Annotated in this window: 12 protein-coding genes; 1 reads left to right on the forward strand and 11 read right to left on the reverse strand. The window is 62.9% G+C overall.

Annotated elements, in window-relative coordinates; genetic code table 11:
• The first annotated feature begins 12 nt into the window (after nt 1-12).
• Complete coding sequence (locus N2597_RS20315; protein ID WP_170961485.1) at nt 13-1365, forward strand: bifunctional folylpolyglutamate synthase/dihydrofolate synthase; 1353 nt, start codon at nt 13-15, stop codon at nt 1363-1365.
• Nucleotides 1366-1437: 72 nt separating this feature from the next.
• On the opposite strand, the gene trxA is transcribed toward N2597_RS20315, so the two are convergent.
• The 11 genes from trxA to N2597_RS20370 form a co-directional block, all read right to left on the reverse strand.
• The gene (gene trxA, locus N2597_RS20320) at nt 1438-1758 is read right to left on the reverse strand and encodes a thioredoxin (RefSeq protein ID WP_004672616.1); all 321 of its coding nucleotides are present in this window, start codon (nt 1756-1758) and stop codon (nt 1438-1440) included.
• Nucleotides 1759-1833: 75 nt separating this feature from the next.
• Nucleotides 1834-5385, reverse strand: a complete 3552-nt coding sequence (gene addA, locus N2597_RS20325; protein WP_183597922.1) for a double-strand break repair helicase AddA — start codon at nt 5383-5385, stop codon at nt 1834-1836.
• Complete coding sequence (gene addB / locus N2597_RS20330; RefSeq protein ID WP_183597924.1) at nt 5378-8572, reverse strand: double-strand break repair protein AddB; 3195 nt, start codon at nt 8570-8572, stop codon at nt 5378-5380. The genes addA and addB overlap by 8 nt, the downstream gene beginning before the upstream one ends.
• A gap of 3 nt (nt 8573-8575) precedes the next feature.
• A complete protein-coding gene (locus tag N2597_RS20335) occupies nt 8576-9307 on the reverse strand; it encodes a nucleotidyltransferase family protein (RefSeq protein WP_183597926.1) in 732 nt (243 codons plus the stop codon).
• Between the two features lie 13 nt (nt 9308-9320).
• Nucleotides 9321-10832 (reverse strand): tRNA (adenosine(37)-N6)-threonylcarbamoyltransferase complex ATPase subunit type 1 TsaE, encoded by a 1512-nt coding sequence (gene tsaE, locus N2597_RS20340; RefSeq protein ID WP_183597927.1) that lies wholly within the window; start codon nt 10830-10832, stop codon nt 9321-9323.
• Nucleotides 10829-13414, reverse strand: coding sequence for a sensor histidine kinase (locus N2597_RS20345; protein ID WP_183597930.1), 2586 nt, complete (start codon nt 13412-13414; stop codon nt 10829-10831). The genes tsaE and N2597_RS20345 overlap by 4 nt, the downstream gene beginning before the upstream one ends.
• A 203-nt stretch (nt 13415-13617) precedes the next feature.
• Nucleotides 13618-15018, reverse strand: a complete 1401-nt coding sequence (ahcY, locus tag N2597_RS20350) for an adenosylhomocysteinase (RefSeq protein ID WP_038685902.1) — start codon at nt 15016-15018, stop codon at nt 13618-13620.
• Between the two features lie 272 nt (nt 15019-15290).
• Nucleotides 15291-15566, reverse strand: a complete 276-nt coding sequence (locus N2597_RS20355) for an HPr family phosphocarrier protein (RefSeq protein WP_003544133.1) — start codon at nt 15564-15566, stop codon at nt 15291-15293.
• Nucleotides 15567-15575: 9 nt separating this feature from the next.
• Nucleotides 15576-15977, reverse strand: coding sequence for a PTS sugar transporter subunit IIA (locus tag N2597_RS20360; protein ID WP_004672623.1), 402 nt, complete (start codon nt 15975-15977; stop codon nt 15576-15578).
• 150 nt (nt 15978-16127) lie between these two features.
• On the reverse strand, nt 16128-16577 hold the full coding sequence (locus N2597_RS20365; protein WP_183597932.1) for an HPr kinase/phosphorylase: 450 nt from the start codon (nt 16575-16577) through the stop codon (nt 16128-16130).
• Nucleotides 16574-18364, reverse strand: coding sequence for a sensor histidine kinase (locus N2597_RS20370; RefSeq protein WP_038685906.1), 1791 nt, complete (start codon nt 18362-18364; stop codon nt 16574-16576). Before N2597_RS20370 ends, N2597_RS20365 begins: the two co-directional genes overlap by 4 nt.
• Between the last annotated feature and the right edge of the window lie 48 nt (nt 18365-18412).

The raw sequence follows: 18412 nt of genomic DNA on the forward strand, positions 1-18412 counted from the left end.
CGGGGTGCCGAATTGATACCCAGAGGCCAAACCGCGGTGAGTGAGGCAGCGCAAGAGATCGAAAAACTCATGGGATTGCATCCCAAGGGCTTCGATCTGTCGCTCGATCGCATCACTCGTCTTCTCGATCAACTCGGCAATCCGCACCGGAAACTGCCGCCGGTGATCCACGTCGCCGGCACCAACGGCAAGGGGTCGGTCACCGCCTTCTGCCGCGCTTTGCTTGAGGCAGGCGGCTACAGCGCCCATGTCCACACATCGCCGCATCTCGTCAATTGGCACGAGCGCTATCGCATCGGCGTCAAAGGCGGACGCGGACAGCTGGTCGATGACGCCGTTTTCGCTGATGCCGTGCGCCGCGTCGCCGATGCCAATGCCGGACAGCATATTACCGTCTTCGAAATCCTGACGGCGGTCACCTTCATTCTGTTTTCCGAACATCCGGCCGACGCGGCGATCATCGAAGTCGGTCTCGGCGGACGCTTCGATGCCACCAACGTCATTTCCGATCCGGCCGTCTCGGTGATCATGCCGATCTCGCTCGATCACCAGCCCTATCTCGGCGACAGGGTCGAGCTGATCGCAGCGGAAAAAGCCGGCATCATGAAGCCGGGATTGCCCGTCGTTATCGGCCACCAGGAATATGACGCGGCACTCGACGTGCTGATGTCGACGGCCGAGCGGCTGCATTGCCCGAGCGCGGTGTTCGGCCAGGATTTCATGGCGCATGAGGAATATGGCCGGCTCGTTTATCAGGACGAATACGGGCTTGCCGACCTGCCGCTGCCGCGCCTTCCCGGCCGCCATCAATATGCCAATGCCGCCGCCGCCATCCGCGCCGTCAAGGCGGCAGGTTTCACCATCACCGAGACGATGATGGAAAAGGCGATGAATTGCGTGGAATGGCCGGGCCGGCTGCAGCGCCTGAGCGATGGCCGGCTGTTGCAGCATGCGCCCGCCGGCGCCGAAATCTGGGTCGACGGCGGGCATAATCCCGGTGCCGGCGAAGTGATCGCCGAAGCCATGGCCAATTTCGAGGAACGCCAGTCCCGGCCGCTGTTCCTGATCATCGGCATGATCAACACCAAGGACCCGGTCGGCTATTTCAAGGCCTTCGCCGGGCTGGTCGAAAAAGTTTTCTGCGTGCCGATTCGCGGTAGCGAAGCGATGATCGATCCGGTGATACTCTCGCATGCTGCCTATGATGCCGGTTTGGTTGCCGAACCGATGTCGACGGTCGGCGAAGCGCTCGAAGCCATAAAAGCCGTTAGCGATCCGCAAGCGCTGCCGCCGCGCATCCTCGTTGGCGGTTCCCTCTACCTCGTCGGCGACGTGCTTTCCGACAACGGCACGCCTCCCAAGTGAGGGGCGAATGAAGAGCCCGAAATGAAAAAGCCCGGTCAAAGCCGGGCTTTTTCGTAATGTGACATCAATCGATCAGGCAGCGTTCGAAATCCAGTTCGACAGAGCGGTCTTAGGCTTGGCGCCGACCGAGATATCGGCGACTTCGCCGCCCTTGAAGATTGCAAGCGTCGGAATGGAGCGCACGCCGAACTGTGCGGCGAGTTCCGGGTTCTCGTCGATATTGAGCTTGGCAACCTTGACCTTGCCTTCCATTTCGACGGAGATTTCTTCGAGGCTCGGCGCAATCATCTTGCACGGGCCGCACCATTCAGCCCAGAAATCGACGACGACGGGTTCTGCAGATTCCAGAACTTCCGACTGGAAGTTATTGATATCGACTTTCACGGTAGCCATAGGCTGCTCCTTTGACGGAATTGGATGTTGAACCACATGTGATGCTGCGGTGCCAAATTTTCAATGTCCGGTATTTCACTTTGTCTTCAGTCCTGCAAGCGCCAAACCGAGCGCCCTTTCGCTCAGCGTGTAGAGGGAGGCGTTCTCGGTATAGACGAGCATGCAGTCGATGCGCTTGCCGGGATAGAGCGGTGCCAGGATCTCGCGATAGATCGCCAGCTGCGCCCGGTGTGCAAAGGGGATGGCGTCTTCGGACGCCGGCGGCACGCGATTGGTTTTGTAATCGAGAATGACGACGCGATCGGTAAGCACCGCCAGCCTATCGATGCGGCCGGAGACGGCATAGCGCCTGCCGTCGAGGGTCAATGTCCCCATGATCGAGACCTCGGGCCGGGCCTGCTCGCCGAGGACGGGCTGCAAGTCCTTCTCGTCCAATAGTTTCAGAACCGAATCGACCAGCTTGCGCCGTTCGGCCTCGGGCCAGAAACGGGCCGCCCGTTCGCCGTAACGCTGGGCCGCACCGGGCCGCTCCTCCGGCGGAATATCGGGAAGCGCCTGCAGCATGCGATGCAGCAGCCTGCCTTTCTCCAGCGAGCAATCGCTGCGTTGCTTCTCTGAAAAGAGCGGAGAAGCGACAACCAGGCCGCCTTCGTCTTCGTCGATGATCGTCCCGGCGCCGGAAGGGCTGAGGGGCCGAGGCAGTTCCGCCTGTGGCGGCAATGGCCGCAACAGGCCTTCCGGCAGCCTAATTTCGTCGTCGCGCGCCTCACTGCGGATGATACGCTCGAAGCTCCGCTCCACCCGCGGCACGCGCCATCTGATGCCCTGCCATTCCCCGTCGGGGTCGGAGAAGCTGGCTGCCTCCACATGCGGATGACCTTCGCTGAGCGCGGTGGAAATCATCATATGCCAGGTGTCGTTGTTCGCCCGCACGCCACGGTAGCCGCAGACGACCAGCCGGTCGGCGGCCCGCGTCATGGCGACATAGAGCAGTCGGCGATACTCCTCTTCGGCCAGTATCTGGATTCGCGCGGCATCGTTCTGCGTCAGCGAATTGGCGAGGTCGGCGACGGGAACCCAGGCGGGCATCGGCGGCTCATCCGGGTCGGTTTCGATCAGGCGAAGCTTCGGCAGATGCGTATGCGTGAAAGCTTTGGAGCCACCGTCGACCAGGAAAACAATGGGTGCCTCAAGACCCTTTGAGGCATGCACGGTCATGATCCTGACCTCGTTGCGCCCCTTGTCCTGCTCACGCTTGACCTCGGGCGCTTCGAGCTCGAGCGTCGAGATGAAGGATTGCAGCCCGGGAAGGCCGGAGCTCTCATGGTCGAGGGTGAAGGTCAGGAATTCGTCGAGGATATCGCTGACTTCAGTGCCGAGGCGGGCAAGAAACTGCCGCCGTCCGCCGTGGCTGCCCAGCAGGCGCGCATAGAAATCATGCACCGATAGGGTTTTCGATTGTCGGAGGAACAGTTCCAGCTTTTCGACCGCCGCGCGGAAACGCTCGTTACCGTCGGCGGCGAATTTCTTGAGATGGCTCCAGACGCTCTCATTGTCGCCCCGCAGTGCCGCGGCCGCAAAGATGTCCTCCTCAGAGAGATCGAAAAGCGGGCTCTTGAGCACGGCGGCGAGCGACAGGTCATCTTCCGGCAGAAGCAGGAAACGGCCGAGTGCGAGCAGATCCTGCACGGCGATATGGCTGGTCAGGGTGAGCCTGTCGGCGCCGGCGACGGGAATGTCGCCGCGACGTTTCAAGGCGCGTGTCAACGCATTGACGAATGCGTCGCGCTTGCGCACCAGCACAAGAATATCACCGGCCTCGATCAGCCGCTCCTTGCCTTTGTCGACGATCGTTTCACGGCCGACGAGCGCGCCGATCGAATGGGCGATGCGCCGCGCGAGAATTGCGGCCGGCGCGCTTTCCGGCGTCGCATCGAAGGGCGCCGTCCAATCCTCTTCCTTCACCACCGCTTCCGGCGCGACCATTTCCCAGAGGTCGACGGCGCCGGGATGTCCGATGCGGCTGGAACGATGCACGACCGGCTCGCCGACAGCGCTGAGGCCTCGCGCATTGTCGGATGTCCTGAAAATCTCGTCGACGGCCTCGAGCACGTCGGCAGTCGAGCGGAAGGAGAGCGGCAGCCGCACGGAAGAAAAGCTCTGCCCGCTGTCCGAGACGCGCCGCCGCGTCCGGTCGCTCTCTTCCGAAAAACGCTCGGGCCGCGCCCCCTGAAATGAATAGATCGACTGTTTCTCGTCGCCGACGGCAAACAGCGTGCGCACGATCGGCCGGGCGCTCTCGCCGGAAAAGAAATCCTCGGCGAGCGACTGGATGACGCTCCATTGGATCGGGCTGGTATCCTGCGCCTCGTCGACGAGGATATGATCGATACCCCGGTCGAGCTTGTAATGGATCCAGGGACCCACGCCGCTCTTTGTCAGCAGGTCGGCGGTGCGGGTGATCAGGTCCTCGAAATCGAGTTGGCTGCGCTGTTTCTTCAGTTCCTCGTAATCGTGATTCAGCCGATCGGCGAGCACGAGCGCGGCCTGCGTGGCGCCGTGCATCCGCATCAGTTTCAGCCGGTCGCGGCTTGCCGCGACATGCGCGCGGGCGGTGATGATGGCCTCCGCCAATTGCGGCGCTTCAGCAAGCATGGCCTTGACCAGGAACTGCGCGTCCGTTTTCTGCTCGCCCTTCGCCGTCAGGAAAATTTTCTCAAGCATCGCAGCGCGTCTGGCGTCATCCGGCTCCCGGCCGGCGAGCCTCAGGCCATAGGCAACCTCCTGCGCTTTGGCGCCGCCCTTTTGATCGGCCAGCGACAGATAAAGTTCCAGCGTACCGCATGAAAGTTCCGGCAGCGGCCAGTATTGCGCCGCGATCCCTCTCTCGGTGTCATCGGCGGCGAGCCCCAACCTTTTGCGCAGAACCATGTCCACGCCGCCCTGCTGTTCGGCGGCCGCGGTAAAGCGGCGGATGGCGTTGCGGTTGGCGACAATGTCGCCGAGCAGGTTCTCCAGGCCGGATTCGTCGCCGAGATTGAGAACGTAGGCGAAAGCCTCTGCAAGGGCGCCGCCTTCTTCCGGCGCAGTCGCCGTCAGCAGCGCCCGGCGCGCATCGGAAAGCAGCGCCGCGGCGGCGCGGTCGTCGAGAACCGAAAAATGCCCAGCGACATTGGCCTCCAGTGGGAACTGATGCAGCAGCGCCTCGCAAAAGGCGTGGATCGTCTGGATCTTCAAGCCGCCCGGTGTCTCCAGCGCCTTGGCAAACAGCCGCCGGGCCTCGGCCAGTTTTATCCGATCGGGCGCCGTACCTTCGATCTCAATGATCCGCCGGCTGAGATCGTCATCGTCAAGCACGACCCAGTCGGCCAGCCGTTCGAAGACCCGGTTCGACATTTCCGAAGCCGCGGCCTTGGTATAGGTGAGGCAGAGAATGGCCGAAGGCCGCGCGCCGGCGAGCAGAAGCCGGATGACGCGCTGGGTCAGGACATGCGTCTTGCCGGAACCGGCATTGGCCGAAACCCATGCCGAGCGCACCGGATCGGAGGCGATCGCCTGTTGGACCGTGGTCCAGCCGATCCAGGCCCCCGGATCGTCGTTATCAGGAAGGTCGCTCCGCTCACTCATCGCCGCCGCCTTCCTCATTCTCGGCCGTCGACCATTCGGAGACGCGGGCGAGATGATCGTAGTCGCCGCCGAAATCAAATTGCTGCGCCGGGATGAGCCGCGAGGTAAAGCCTTTTTCGCCGGATTGCAGCAGGCTGACGAACTTGATCAGCTGGTCGACCGATTCCTCGGCAAGGTCGATTGCCGATTTCGCCTTGTCGCTGCGGGCGGCGTTTTCATTGTTGACCATATCGACCTGGAATCGGTTTCCGGGACGCAGGCGGACATAAAGCAGATCCTGCGGCGTGAGGCTGCCGGCATCGCGAAAGGCGCCGGCGCGCAAGGCCGCGGCTTCCAGCGCGAGCTGCGGATCGAGAAGCGCGCGTGCCTGCGCCGGCGAGGGGTTGTAGCCGGTCTTGTAGTCGATGATGTCGGCGGCGTTCGGCCCGGTAATGTCGATCCGGTCCGCGACGCCATTGAGCCGGATATTGATCGCCTCCAGCTCCACGCCGCCGCGCACTTCCGTCAGCGTCCGGCGGATGGCTGGCCGTCGTCCGGCCTCCCATTCGAGGAAGGCGCGTGCCACTTCCCGAAAACGCGGCCGCCATACGGCATCGATATGCGGCGGCAGCTTTTCCATGTCGAAAAGCTCGGTCAGGATAAGCTCCATCGCTGCTGCCGCCTCCGGCGTGCCGGCCACATGCGCCGCGCGGATGAACCGGTCGATGATCGTGTGATAGAGCGTACCGCGTTCAGCTGCGCCGGGGTCGCGATTGAACGCGTCGACCGGATCCAGCCGCAGGATGCGGCGGGCATAGATGGCATAGGGATCGCGGCGCAGCCGTCCGACCTCGCTGAAGGAGTAGGATTTCGGCTGCAACGCCAGCGGCGGTTTCGGTGAAGGCCGTTGCGCCGGCGCCTGGCTCTCTCCCCGATCGATGAGACCGGCCCATTGCAAGAACCGGCTGCCGCGCCCCTTGAGTTCCGCTTCGAGCGCCTCCCCGCCCAGCGCCAGCAGCCGCTGCAGCCAGCGCGAGGCGACCGTCGGCGTCGAGCCCTGACGCAGCGCCCTGGAATAGATCAGGTGGCGGGTGCCGTTCGCCATCTCGAAATCATGCGCCAGCTGGCCGATGCGCCGCTCCGGCGGTTCGAGCCCGATCTCCGTCTTCATCATTCGCGGAATGAAGGGATTGTTGGCGCTCTGCCCCGGCCATGAGCCTTCGTTCAGTCCGCCGAGGATCAGCGTATCGACGCTCTGCAGCCGGGCTTCCAGCGTGCCGAAGATGAACAGCCTGGGATGGCTGAGCGCCCGTGGTTTCACCGCATGGCCGGCGGCGAGCGCCGCCATGATGTCGATCCATTGCGGCCCGTCGGCCTCCATCTGCCCGTCCGTGTCGATCACTTCGCCGAGAAGGGAGGCAAGTGCGTCCCCCGCCTCGTTCGACCAGAGATCGGCAAGATTGCCTTGCGGATCGGCCGCGACCGCTTCGAGAGCACGGCCGGTACGCGCGGCCCATTCGGACAGCGTGAAACTCGCCGTCTTGCCGCGATCCTCCGGCCGGTGCCGGAAGAGCGCAGAGGCGAGAGGCTCGGTCGCCTGGGTAATCCGGCGGGCAAGCTCGGATGCGAGATTGGCGGCGTCGGCGGGAAGCGCCTTTCGCCATTGCGGTGCGTGCCGATCCAGGGCCTGTTCGGCAAGCTGATGGGTCAGAAGCACCTCGAGCGCGCTGATATCCACCTCGGTCACGCCGCCGCGCAGCGCCAGAAGCTCGAGCGTTTCGGTGGCGGAAATCAGGGCGTCGCGTTCGAGGCCGAAGCGGGCCAGAGGATGTTTGAGCAGTGAGACGATCGCCACCGGATCACCCGGGCGCAGCGCCGCCTCCAGCAGCAATTGCAGCAAGCTGCCCTGCGGCGTGGCCGAAAGCGGCGTGCCGGCCGAATCGTCGCCGAGGATGCCGAAGCGTGAAAGCTCCGCCATCACCCGACGGGCGAGGTTGCGGTCCGGCGTGATCAGGGCTGCCCGGCTCTCGCCGTCCTGCCCCGGCCGTTCCAGCGCCAGTCTGAGCGCGACGGCAATCGCGGTTGCTTCCTCGCGCTCGTTGGCGGCTTCGATCAGCGAAACGTCGTTGAAGGCCGAAGTCAGCGCTCCCCCGGGGAGCTCGCTCTTCCATGTTCCCCAGTCGCTGGTCGCCTCTGCCGGGGCGAGCGCCCGGGACAGGATTTCGGCGCGCCGGTCAAGATCGGCCTCCGGTCTGTCAAGGATGCTGACATCGGCCCGGGTCAGCCTTAGCCTCTTCAGCAGCGATGACAGTCCGTATTGCGGATGGCTCCGACTGGCCGGATTGGGATGCTGGCCCGGCGCCGGTTCGGGCGCGACCATCTGCCAATGTCCTTCCGGCATGGCGAGATCGAGGCCCGGAAGCACGATCACGCCTTCGGACAGATGGGCGACGGCGGCGATCAGATCGGCAGTCGCCGGAACCGAACCTGTCGACCCGGCGATGATGATCGGACCGCCGGGCTTGGTCGCCGAAAGCCGGGCCGCTTCGGCCCTGAGAATGGCGTTTCTGTGCCGTGCCGGCGAAGATTTGCCGAGTTCGGAAAGCCGCGCCGGCCAGAAGGCGCTGGCGATCTGCAGAAACTCGGCGGTCAGCTGCCACCAGGCGGCATAATCGCCGGTGTCGAGCTTCGACAGTTCCGACCAGTCGAGATCCTCGGTTTCGATGGAATCGATCAGCTCGGCGAGATTGCGGGCGAGCCAGATCGCATCCGCCGGGCTTGCCGGCGCGACCAGCGGCGAGTCCGAATGAATATGGCGGACGATCTCCGGCAGTTTGTTGCGCCAGGCAAGGATCAGGCGCGCCAGTTCCAGCAGCCGCGCAGTATTCGACAGCGGCTGGGCGAGGTCGATCGTCGCTGGCAGCGCCTCGTCGAAATAGCCGCTGTCATCATCGGTTTCACCTAGGGGGCGGATGACCGGCAGGATCGCCGACCGGCCGCCAAGCAGATCGACGAATGCCGAGCGCAACACGCGCACGGCACGCCGGGTCGGCAGGTAGATGGTTACTCCGGCGAGCGACAGCGGGTCGTCGGCATCATGCCGGAAGAGCGGCGTCAATCGGCCGTCGCACAGTGTCGTCGCCAGGGTTTTCAGGAAGGGAAGGCCCGCCGGGATCGTCAGGATGCGTGGCTGGTGCCGCTCCGTCATGGCTCACGCGAACGCCCGCAACCTGCGGATCGTTTCCTCCGCCTCACCGATCGCCTCCGGCGTTCCCACAGTCAGCCAGTGCCCGTCGAGCACCAGGCCGAAAAGCCGGTCGCGTGCAATCGCCTTGTCGAAATAGATATTGAGGTTGAAAGCATCCTTCGGCGCATCGTCGAACAGCGATGGGTTCATGGCGATCGCGCCGGCATAGACGAGGGGATTGGACGGATCGTCGCGGTAACGCCTTAGCCGGCCGTCAGCCGCAAGGCTGAAGTCGTTCTTGCCGTTGTGACCAGTGGTATCTTCGATGCCGACACAAAGCAGCGCCATGTCCATCTGATCGGCATCGAAGAATCCGGCTAAGCGCTGCAGGTTCGTCGGCCGTCCCGGCTGCTCGCCGATCCAGAAGAGGTCGGCATTCATGACGAAGATATCGTCTCGGTCCAGCAGCCTCAGGCCCTTCGCCAGCCCGCCGCCTGAATTCATCAGCCCGTCCCGCTCGTCGGATATGATGATCTGGAGGCCGCGATAACTGCCGAGATGCTCGAGCATCTGGTCGGCATGGTGGTGAACGTTGACGACGGCCCGTTCGACCCCGGCCGCCACCAGCGCGTCCAGCGCATAATCGATCATGGCCTTGCCGTCGATCTTCACCAGCGGCTTCGGGATCGTGTCGGTGATCGGGCGCATGCGGGTTCCAAGACCCGCGGCCAGTACCATGGCTTGTCTGATGCTCATCTTGATCCGGAATTTATGATTCGCTCTGGCCTATTCCAGCCCTTGCGCACCAATCGCGCAAGGGGGCAAGCGCCTCATGCTCGAGCGCGACGTTGAGATAGGCGAGCGTGCGCGGCATATGCCTGAGATAATCGGGCTTCCCATCCCGCTGCAGCAGCCGCACCCAGAGACCGGCAAGTTTGCAGTTGCGCTGCGCCGACATGATCGCCCAGGCCTTCATGAATCCGGCTTCGTCGAAGCCGCCCTGCGCACGGCGAAGAGCGAGATAATCGTCCATCAGCTGCCGGAACAGCTCCGGCTCGATCGTCACGCGTGCGTCCTGGACGATCGAGGCAAGATCATAGGCCGTGGGGCCGATCATCGCATCCTGGAAGTCGATCAGACCGACCCGTCTGATGCCGGCCTCCTGCGGGCGCCAGATGATATTCGGCGAGTGGAAGTCGCGCAGCAGCAGGTTCTTTTCGGCCGCGGCGAGCTCGTCGATCAGCGCGTCCCAGATCGCCAGATAGTCCTTGCGCTCTGCGTCCGAGGGTGCGGAGCCGCGCTTCCAGCCGATGTGCCAGTCTAGCACAAGCTGCACTTCCATCTTCATCGCGGTGCGATCGAAGTCGGGAATGTGATGCGTGTGCGCGGCGGAAACGGGGATATCCTGCGGAAACTGCATGGAATGAAGATGGGCAAGGCAGGCGACGCTTTGCCGGTAACGCTCGGCGATCGGCCGGCCGGCGTCATCGAGCACGCCTTCGGTGCCTAGATCTTCGATCAGCAGGATGCCCTGCTCATAATCAACCTTGTAGATCTCCGGAGCTGCAAACCCCCGTTCGCGCAACGCATCGGCAATCGCAACGAAGGGATAGGCGTTCTGTGCCAGATGCGCGACCTTGGGATAGGGCTTGCCGTCGTAGACCGGCGGTCCCTCGGGATGCGGGCGCCAGTCCATCAGGATTTTTCGCGGGGCAGCATCCGGATAGATCGCTTCATAGGCGCGCAGCGACGCATCGCCGGTGAGGAAGCGTCGTTTGGCCTCGGCATAGCCGGCCCCGTCGAGGAAATCGCGAATCGCGAAGACCCGGCGGATGCGCTGCGCCTGCTGGCCGGCGGCCTCGATCGTTGCCCGGCGACCGCTGCCCTCATGCACCAGCGCCAGGGCGATGCGCTCTGCCGGCAATTCGCTGTCAGCCATCTCCGGCCATTCGACGAGACAGATGCCGTTCTGCAGCGCCTCGTCGAAGCCGAGTTCGGCCAATTCGCTGGCGTCGCCGAGCCGATAGAGGTCGAAGTGCGAAACCGGGATACGCAGGTCGTAAGATTGCACCAGCGTGAAGGTCGGGCTCGGAACCTCAAGCCCATCGTCATCGGCCATGGCACGCAGGATTGCCCGGGCGAGCGACGATTTGCCGGCGCCGAGATCGCCGGAAAGCGCAAGGCAATCGCCGGCCTTCAAAGCAAGCGCCAGATCTTCGCCGAGGCGAATGGTGGCCGCCTCGTCCTTCAGGAAAAGCGAGATCGTATCGGTGGTGGTCATTCGGCAGCGGCGGTATGGGGAATATTAACCGAGGGGATTCGGCAGACGACCGTCGTGCCCTTGCCCGGTTCGCTGTCGATCGTCACGTCGCCGTGATGCAGGCTGACGAAACTGTCGACAATCGAGAGGCCGAGGCCGGCGCCGCCACGTTTGCCGCTTTTAGCGCCCGTGGCGAACCGGTCGAAGACGGTCGCGATCATGTCGGGTGAGATTCCGGGGCCGCGATCGCGCACGGAGAAGACGAAATCCGTGCCTTCGCGTTGGCATTCCAGCGAAATCGAGCTGCCCTCCGGCGAGAAATTCGCCGCGTTGGAGAGAAGCTTCAGGAGAATCTGTTTCAGCCGCTGCGGATCGGCGACGATCGAGCCGAGATAGGCAGGCGCGGTGATTTCGAGCGCCACGCCACTTTCCTGCAGCCGATCGGCGATCTGCATCGAGACGTCGTCAAGCAGGTCGTTGAGATCGATTTCCGCATAGTTGAGGCGCATGATGCCGGCATCGACGGTGGCAAGATCGAGAATATCGTTGACGAGCGTCAAGAGAACCGAGGACGAGGTCGAGATATGGTCGATATATTCCGCCTGCCGCTCGTTCAGCGGCCCCACACCCTGCGTGCGCAGCAGGTCGGTGAAGCCGATGATATTGGTCAGCGGCGAACGCAATTCATAGGAAACGTGCTGCACGAAGTCGTTCTTCAACTCGTCGGCCTTGCGCAGCGCCTCGTTCTTTTCGGTCAGCGCCCGCTCGGCCCGCACGCTGTCCGTCATGTTGACGAAGGTCAGCATGGTCTGGGCGTTCGGCAGCGGGATGACGGCGTAGTCGAGCACGAGGCCGGAGAACAGTTCGAGCGTCCCCTGGCTCGAGCGGCGCTCGTCGTCGAAGCTGGTGATCAGTTCCGCGAATGTCTTCCAGCCGTCCGGCCGGTCGTAGGAGGGAGCGCAGGCTTCGCCGAGCGCACGGATATGGGTGCCGGGCTTGGCCTCGGCTTCGGTGATCCCCCAGAGCGCCCGGAAGGCCGGGTTCGACAGGCGGATGCGTCCATCCGGGCCGAACACCGCCACACCTTCGGAAAGATGATCGATCGTTTCGCCCTGCACCTTGACGAGCGTGTTGTAGCGCGTTTCGAGATCGACCTGTTCGGTCAGGTTTTCGAACACCCAGGTGGCGCCGCCCTGCGGATGGGCGGTGGCGAAGACGCGCAGCGTCTGACCGTTCGGCAGGTGCCAGAGGTCCGATTGCGTATCGAGCGCGCGATAGACGGAAAGAGCCGCTTCCTTCCAGCTTTTCCAGTTGAGCTGGTCCGGCAGCTTCTTGGCCGCCCGCAGGCGCTCGAGCAGCTCGCTATTGTCCGGCCGGCCTTCGAGAAAGGCGATATCGAGCTCCCAGAGCGCCACGAAGGCCTGATTGTAGAATTGCAGCCGGCGCTCGCCGTCGAAGATGGCTACAGGCGTGGCGAGATGGTCGAGCGTCTCGGCATGGCTCTTCAGCGTCCGGTCCAACTCGGCGCGCACCGCCTCGATATCGGACACGTCGACCGCCATGCCGGCCGAGCCGCCGGGAACCGTGACGTCGACCACATCGAAGAATGTACGGTTGCCATGCACGACGGTTGAGATCGTGTCGTGAAACGGCGATTCCGGCGTCGTCGTGGCGCGAATGCGTTCGCGCGCCACCGTCGTCAGCATCTCGCGGCCTTCATTGATCGCCTGTTGCGGCGAGCGCGCCTCGACCGCCTCGCCATAGGCCTGGTTGACCCAGGTGAGGCGACCCGCCGGGTCGCGCTGCCAGGCCGGCATGTCGATCGCGTCGAGCATCGTCTGAAAGGCCGAGATCGAAGTCATCAGCCGGTCGCGCTCGATCCGGAGTTCGGCAAGTTCGGCGCGCAGATTGTTGAGCGCCACGAAGCGGACGAAGGCGCGTCCCCCGGAAACCCGGCCCTGCGCCTCGAGGATCTCATCGCGGATGGTCTCGACCACCATGTCGAAGCTCTGCGCTTCGTCGCGCAGCCGGTCGATCGCCTTTTCCAGCTCGGAGGCCGAACGTGACTTCAGCCAGAGGCCGAAGGCCAGGAATTCGCCGTCCTGCGGCGCGCCGGTCTCCGGCGGGAGCTGGCCGAGCAGCTCCGGACGGGCATTGCCGTCCCAGATGACGATCCGTCGGTTCTTGTCGGCAATCAGCGCCTGATATTGTGAAATGCGTTGCTGGGCATCGGAGAGCGCCGAGCGGATTTCCCGGCTCTCGTTTTCCAGATTGCCGCGCTGGCGCACCAGCCAGAGCGTCGAAAGCAGGGCCGCCGATATGACGCCGATGACAACGGAGACGCCGATAACCTGCGAGGAGGTGAAGAGGTGAGCCGAGGCTGCCGCCTGCTGCTCGCTTTGTGCGAGAACCGGCCGCGCCAGCGCGGCAAGCGCCGTGCCGGCCGCGCAGGTTTTCAGGAAGCGCGCCAATGATCCATGCTCTTGCTTTGCGGCCTCGTGTGCCGTTGCAGATTTATAGTCTTGGCCTGGCGTCGGCGGGCGGCGATGGGCGCGAGCGCCGTCGTCCGCCTGACCGGGCAGGCTGTTTTTCAGTTCCGACATCCGCGGTATGTCTCCGTCCTTCAATGTGCCGCATTACGACAAGACATCCCATTTTCGAAGCGGTCGGACGGGGTCCGGCGCCACGAATCAAGTCTTAAAACAATACTTCGGAAGGGAATCGGCGGGAAGGGAGCGGCCAAAAAATAAGCCGCGGCATTTGTCAATGCCGCGGCTTCTACATCTTGTGGATATCGATGATGAGATCAATATCTGTAGTGGTCGGACTTGAACGGGCCCTTCGGCGAGACGCCGATATAGGCAGCCTGCTCTTCGCTAAGCTGGGTCAGCTTCACACCGAGCTTGTCGAGATGCAGGCGCGCAACCTTTTCATCGAGGTGCTTCGGCAGGATGTAGACCTTGTTCTCGTACTGGCCGGGCTTGGTAAAAAGCTCGATCTGCGCCAGCGTCTGGTTGGTGAAGGAAGCCGACATGACGAAGGAGGGGTGGCCGGTGGCGTTGCCGAGGTTGAGCAGGCGGCCTTCGGAAAGCAGGATGATGCGGTTGCCCCTCGGGAATTCGATCAGGTCGACCTGCGGCTTGACGTTGGTCCACTTGAGGTTCCGCAGCGCGGCGACTTCGATTTCGTTGTCGAAATGGCCGATATTGCCGACGATCGCCATGTCCTTCATCTCGCGCATATGGTCGATGCGGATGACGTCCTTGTTGCCGGTCGTGGTGATGAAGATGTCGGCCGAGGAAACCACGTCCTCGAGCAGCACCACTTCGTAACCATCCATGGCCGCCTGCAGGGCGCAGATCGGATCGGCTTCGGTCACCTTGACGCGGGCGCCGGCGCCGGAGAGCGAAGCGGCAGAACCCTTGCCGACATCGCCGTAACCGCAGACGACGGCGACCTTGCCGGCCATCATCACGTCGGTGCCGCGGCGGATGCCGTCGACCAGCGATTCCTTGCAGCCATACTTGTTGTCGAACTTCGACTTGGTGACGGAATCGTTGACGTTGATCGCCGGGAACGGCAGCAGGCCCTTCTGGCTGAGCTGATAGAGGCGGTTGACGCCGGTGGTGGTTTCTTCGGTAACGCCCTTGATCGCATCGCGCTGTTTGGTGAACCAGCCGGGCGAAGCGGCAAGGCGCTTCTTGATCTGTGCGAAGAGGATTTCCTCTTCCTCGGAATGCGGATGGGACAATACGTCCTCGCCGGCTTCGGCGCGGGCGCCGAGCAGGATGTACATGGTGGCGTCGCCGCCGTCATCGAGGATCATGTTTGAAAGGCCGCCATCGGCCCACTGGAAGATCTTGTCGGTGTAGACCCAGTAGTCCTCGAGCGACTCGCCCTTGATGGCGAAAACCGGAACGCCGGCAGCGGCGATTGCCGCAGCAGCATGATCCTGCGTCGAGAAGATGTTGCAGGAGGCCCAGCGGACTTCGGCGCCGAGCGCCACCAGCGTCTCGATCAGCACGGCCGTCTGGATGGTCATGTGCAATGAGCCGGTGATACGCGCGCCCTTCAGCGGCTTTGCATCGCCGAATTCGGCGCGGCAGGACATCAGCCCCGGCATTTCGGTTTCGGCGATCGTAATTTCCTTGCGGCCGAAATCCGCAAGCCCGATATCGGCGACGACATAATCTTTTTCAGTGCTCATAGAGGTCTCCAGGCTGAAAAACGTCTCAAAAATTGGCGCAGGCGCGAAGATGACCGCGCGACGGATAGGCCGCGTGCCGATGCATGTCGCCCGGATATGTGCAGCAGTTCCGGGAACACGAGATGCATAACAGAGCCAAAGCGCATTGCATGAACCAGGTTCGATGCGACGCGCTTCAGCGCACGGCATGTCCGCCGTTTAGCAGGCTTCTGATGGGAAGGCAATAAGGATATAAAGAAGTCTTTATATGTTTATATGAGCTCAACCGTAGCTCACATCTCTTCGCCGAACCGGTTCTGGATCAATTGGTCCAAGGCCTCCAGCGCCTCCTCGGCTTGGCTGCCGCTCGCCGAAACGACGACGCTGGAGCCTGGGCTCGCCGCAAGCATCATCAGGCCCATGATCGAGGTGCCGCCGACCGTCATTCCATCCTTGGAGACAGTGATGGCGGCATCGAAGGTCTCGACCATCTGCACGAATTTGGCGGAGGCGCGCGCGTGAAGTCCGCGCTTGTTGATGATAAGGAGTTCTCGGGAAAGCGATGTCATAAAGAGCCGTTATTTTCCGCTGAGCACACGGCTCGCGACATTGATATATTTCCGCCCGGCTTCGGAAGCCTCGACCAACGCCTTCTCCATATTGTTCTCGCCGCGCACGCCGGCGAGCTTGATCAGCATCGGCAGGTTGACGCCGGCGATGACTTCGGTATGGCCGCTGCTCATGACCGATATGGCGAGATTGGACGGCGTGCCGCCGAACATGTCGGTCAGGATGACGACGCCATGGCCATCGTCGGCGCCGGAAACGGCTTGCAGAATGTCCTGCCGTCTTTGGTCCATGTCGTCTTCGGGGCCAATACAGACTGTCTCGATGAATTTCTGAGGACCGACGACGTGCTCGACAGCATGACGAAACTCTTCAGCCAGCTTGCCATGAGTGACAAGCACAAGTCCGATCATGATATTACTGCTCCCCTATACGCAAACGATGGCTGAGATATCGCAATGCAGCAATTACGTCCACCGGTGGGGGCACATCTTGGCGATGAAAAGCCGAAGTGCAAGACAAAAATGCAAACATATAAGGCAGATTGATCAAACCGGAAGCCTTCAATCGCCGATATCAGGCGCTTTCGCCATCAGGACTGCAAGCGGCGCTGGCACGCCTGTGAGCAAGCGCAACGCGGGAAGCGAAAACCCGGCGGAAAGGCTGACGAATTCGCCATCGGGGGGTACACGGTTTTCGCCGGAGGCGCTGCCCGGAAGCACCGCATAATGCATGGCCGCCTGAGGAATATGATCCTGCCGGACGATGCCGGTGCCGCGCAGTTCGATCAGCCCGGCGATCGACGGCGGGCAGGTGGCGATCACCGAGCCTGCCTCTCCTGACAGAAGCACCTGATCGTCGGCAACCAGTGCCGTGAACAAACCGAGCCGGCGGGCCTCTGTCATGCAGGTAAAGGCCAGCATCGATTTGCCCCAGCCGGAGGGCCCGCTGAACAGGAGCCCCGTCCTGCCCACGACGATCGCCGTCGCATGGATGTTGGGAGCCTCGCTCATGCTGCGGCATCGAGGGGCAGGGCGAGGATGAAGCGCGCGCCGAGTATGCGCCCGCTCTCGCCGTCGGTGATGTTTTCCGCCCTCAGCGAACCGCCATGGGCTTCGGCGATCTGCCGGCTGATCGAAAGGCCAAGGCCGGAATTCTGGCCAAAACCTTCCGATTCCGGGCGATCGGTATAGAAGCGCTCGAAGATGCGGTCGATATTCTCCGCCTGGATTCCGGGACCGTTGTCTTCGATCGTGGTGACGCAGCGCGACCGTGTGCGTACCAGCCGCACGGTGATCTTGCCGCCCTTCTCAGGGACGAAGGATCGGGCATTTTCGATCAGGTTCGTTATGATCTGGCCGATGCGCAGGTCGTGGCCGTTGACGACGAAGCGCGTCTTGATGTTCGGCTTGCGCTCGATCGCATATTCGATCTCCACTTGCTTCTTGCTGCCTCTGATCTGACGCGACACCTCGATCAGATCGCGTAGCAGCACTTCCATGTCGATGGAGGCGGCATCGACGCGCGCGAGTTCGGCGTCGAGGCGCGAGGCATCGGAAATATCGCTGATCAGGCGGTCGAGACGGCGCACATCGTGCTGGATGACATCAAGCAGCCGCTTCTTGGAATCTTCGGATTTGGCGAGCGGCAGTGTTTCAACGGCGCTGCGCAGTGAGGTCAGCGGGTTCTTAAGCTCGTGGCTGACATCGGCCGCAAAGCTCTCGATTGCATCGATGCGGTCGTAGAGCGCCGTCGTCATCTCGCGCAGAGCGATGGAAAGATTGCCGATTTCATCCTGGCGGGCGGAGAAGTCGGGGATCTCCTCACGTGCCTTGGCGCCGCGGCGCACGCGAATGGCGGCGGCCGAAAGGCGGCGCAGCGGATTCGCGATGGTCGACGACAGCACCAGCGAAAGCAGCACGTTGACGAGCGTTGCAACGCCGAAGACACGCATGATGGCAAGCCGTTCGGCATGAACGATATTGTCGATGTCGCCAGCCTGCGTCGACAAGAGCAGCACGCCGAGCACGGCGCGGAAGCGCTGGATCGGCACGGCGACGGAAACGATGAGTTCGCCTTTCTCCGTGGTGCGCACCACTGCGCCGCGCACGCCGGTCAGGGCGTTCATCACTTCGGGATAGATCGAACCGTCGCCACCCGGCGCTTCTTTATAGAGCGGCAGGTTGCCGGGCTGCAGCGCCTTGTTGAACAGGGTCGCGAACCAATCGCCCCAGGTCTGCTTTTCTTCCTCGACCGGCGGCAGATCGAAACGCAGCACCTGGCCACGCGAATAGAGGTGACGCGAATCGAGCAGCAGATTGGCATCGGCATCGAAGATGCGCGCGCGTGTGCGCGTCGGAGAAATCAGCCGGCGCAGGACCGGGGCGACTTTCTCGGGATCGATCGGAAACTCCAGGTCCTCGTCGTTCGGCACCGGCGTAATGCTCTGGCCGGCTTGCAGTTCGAGCAGCTTCTGCGGATCGATGGTGATCGAATTCGTATCGACCGATGCGGAGGCCGAAACCGCGCCGGCGATGATCTCGCCCTGCGTCAACAGGCTTTCGGCGCGGGCGTCGATCAGGCCCTCGCGAAACTGGTTGAGATAGAGGATGCCGCCGACGAGCACCACCAGCGCGACCAGATTGAAGAACAGGATGCGCCGCGTCAGGCTCGAAAACACCGCATTGCCAAAGATGCGGCGGATCAGCGTGAAGGGATGCGACCAACGGCGGCCTCGGACGCGACGGGTGCTCACGCCCTCCGCATCGTCCAGATCCCTTTCCTGCACCAACTGTGCCAATGACAGGCCCTTTCAAAGGGCGGGGCCGGATGAACCAGCCCGCAACCC

It is taken from the genome of Rhizobium sophoriradicis (assembly GCF_025200795.1).
In the GTDB taxonomy this organism is placed as follows: domain Bacteria; phylum Pseudomonadota; class Alphaproteobacteria; order Rhizobiales; family Rhizobiaceae; genus Rhizobium; species Rhizobium sophoriradicis.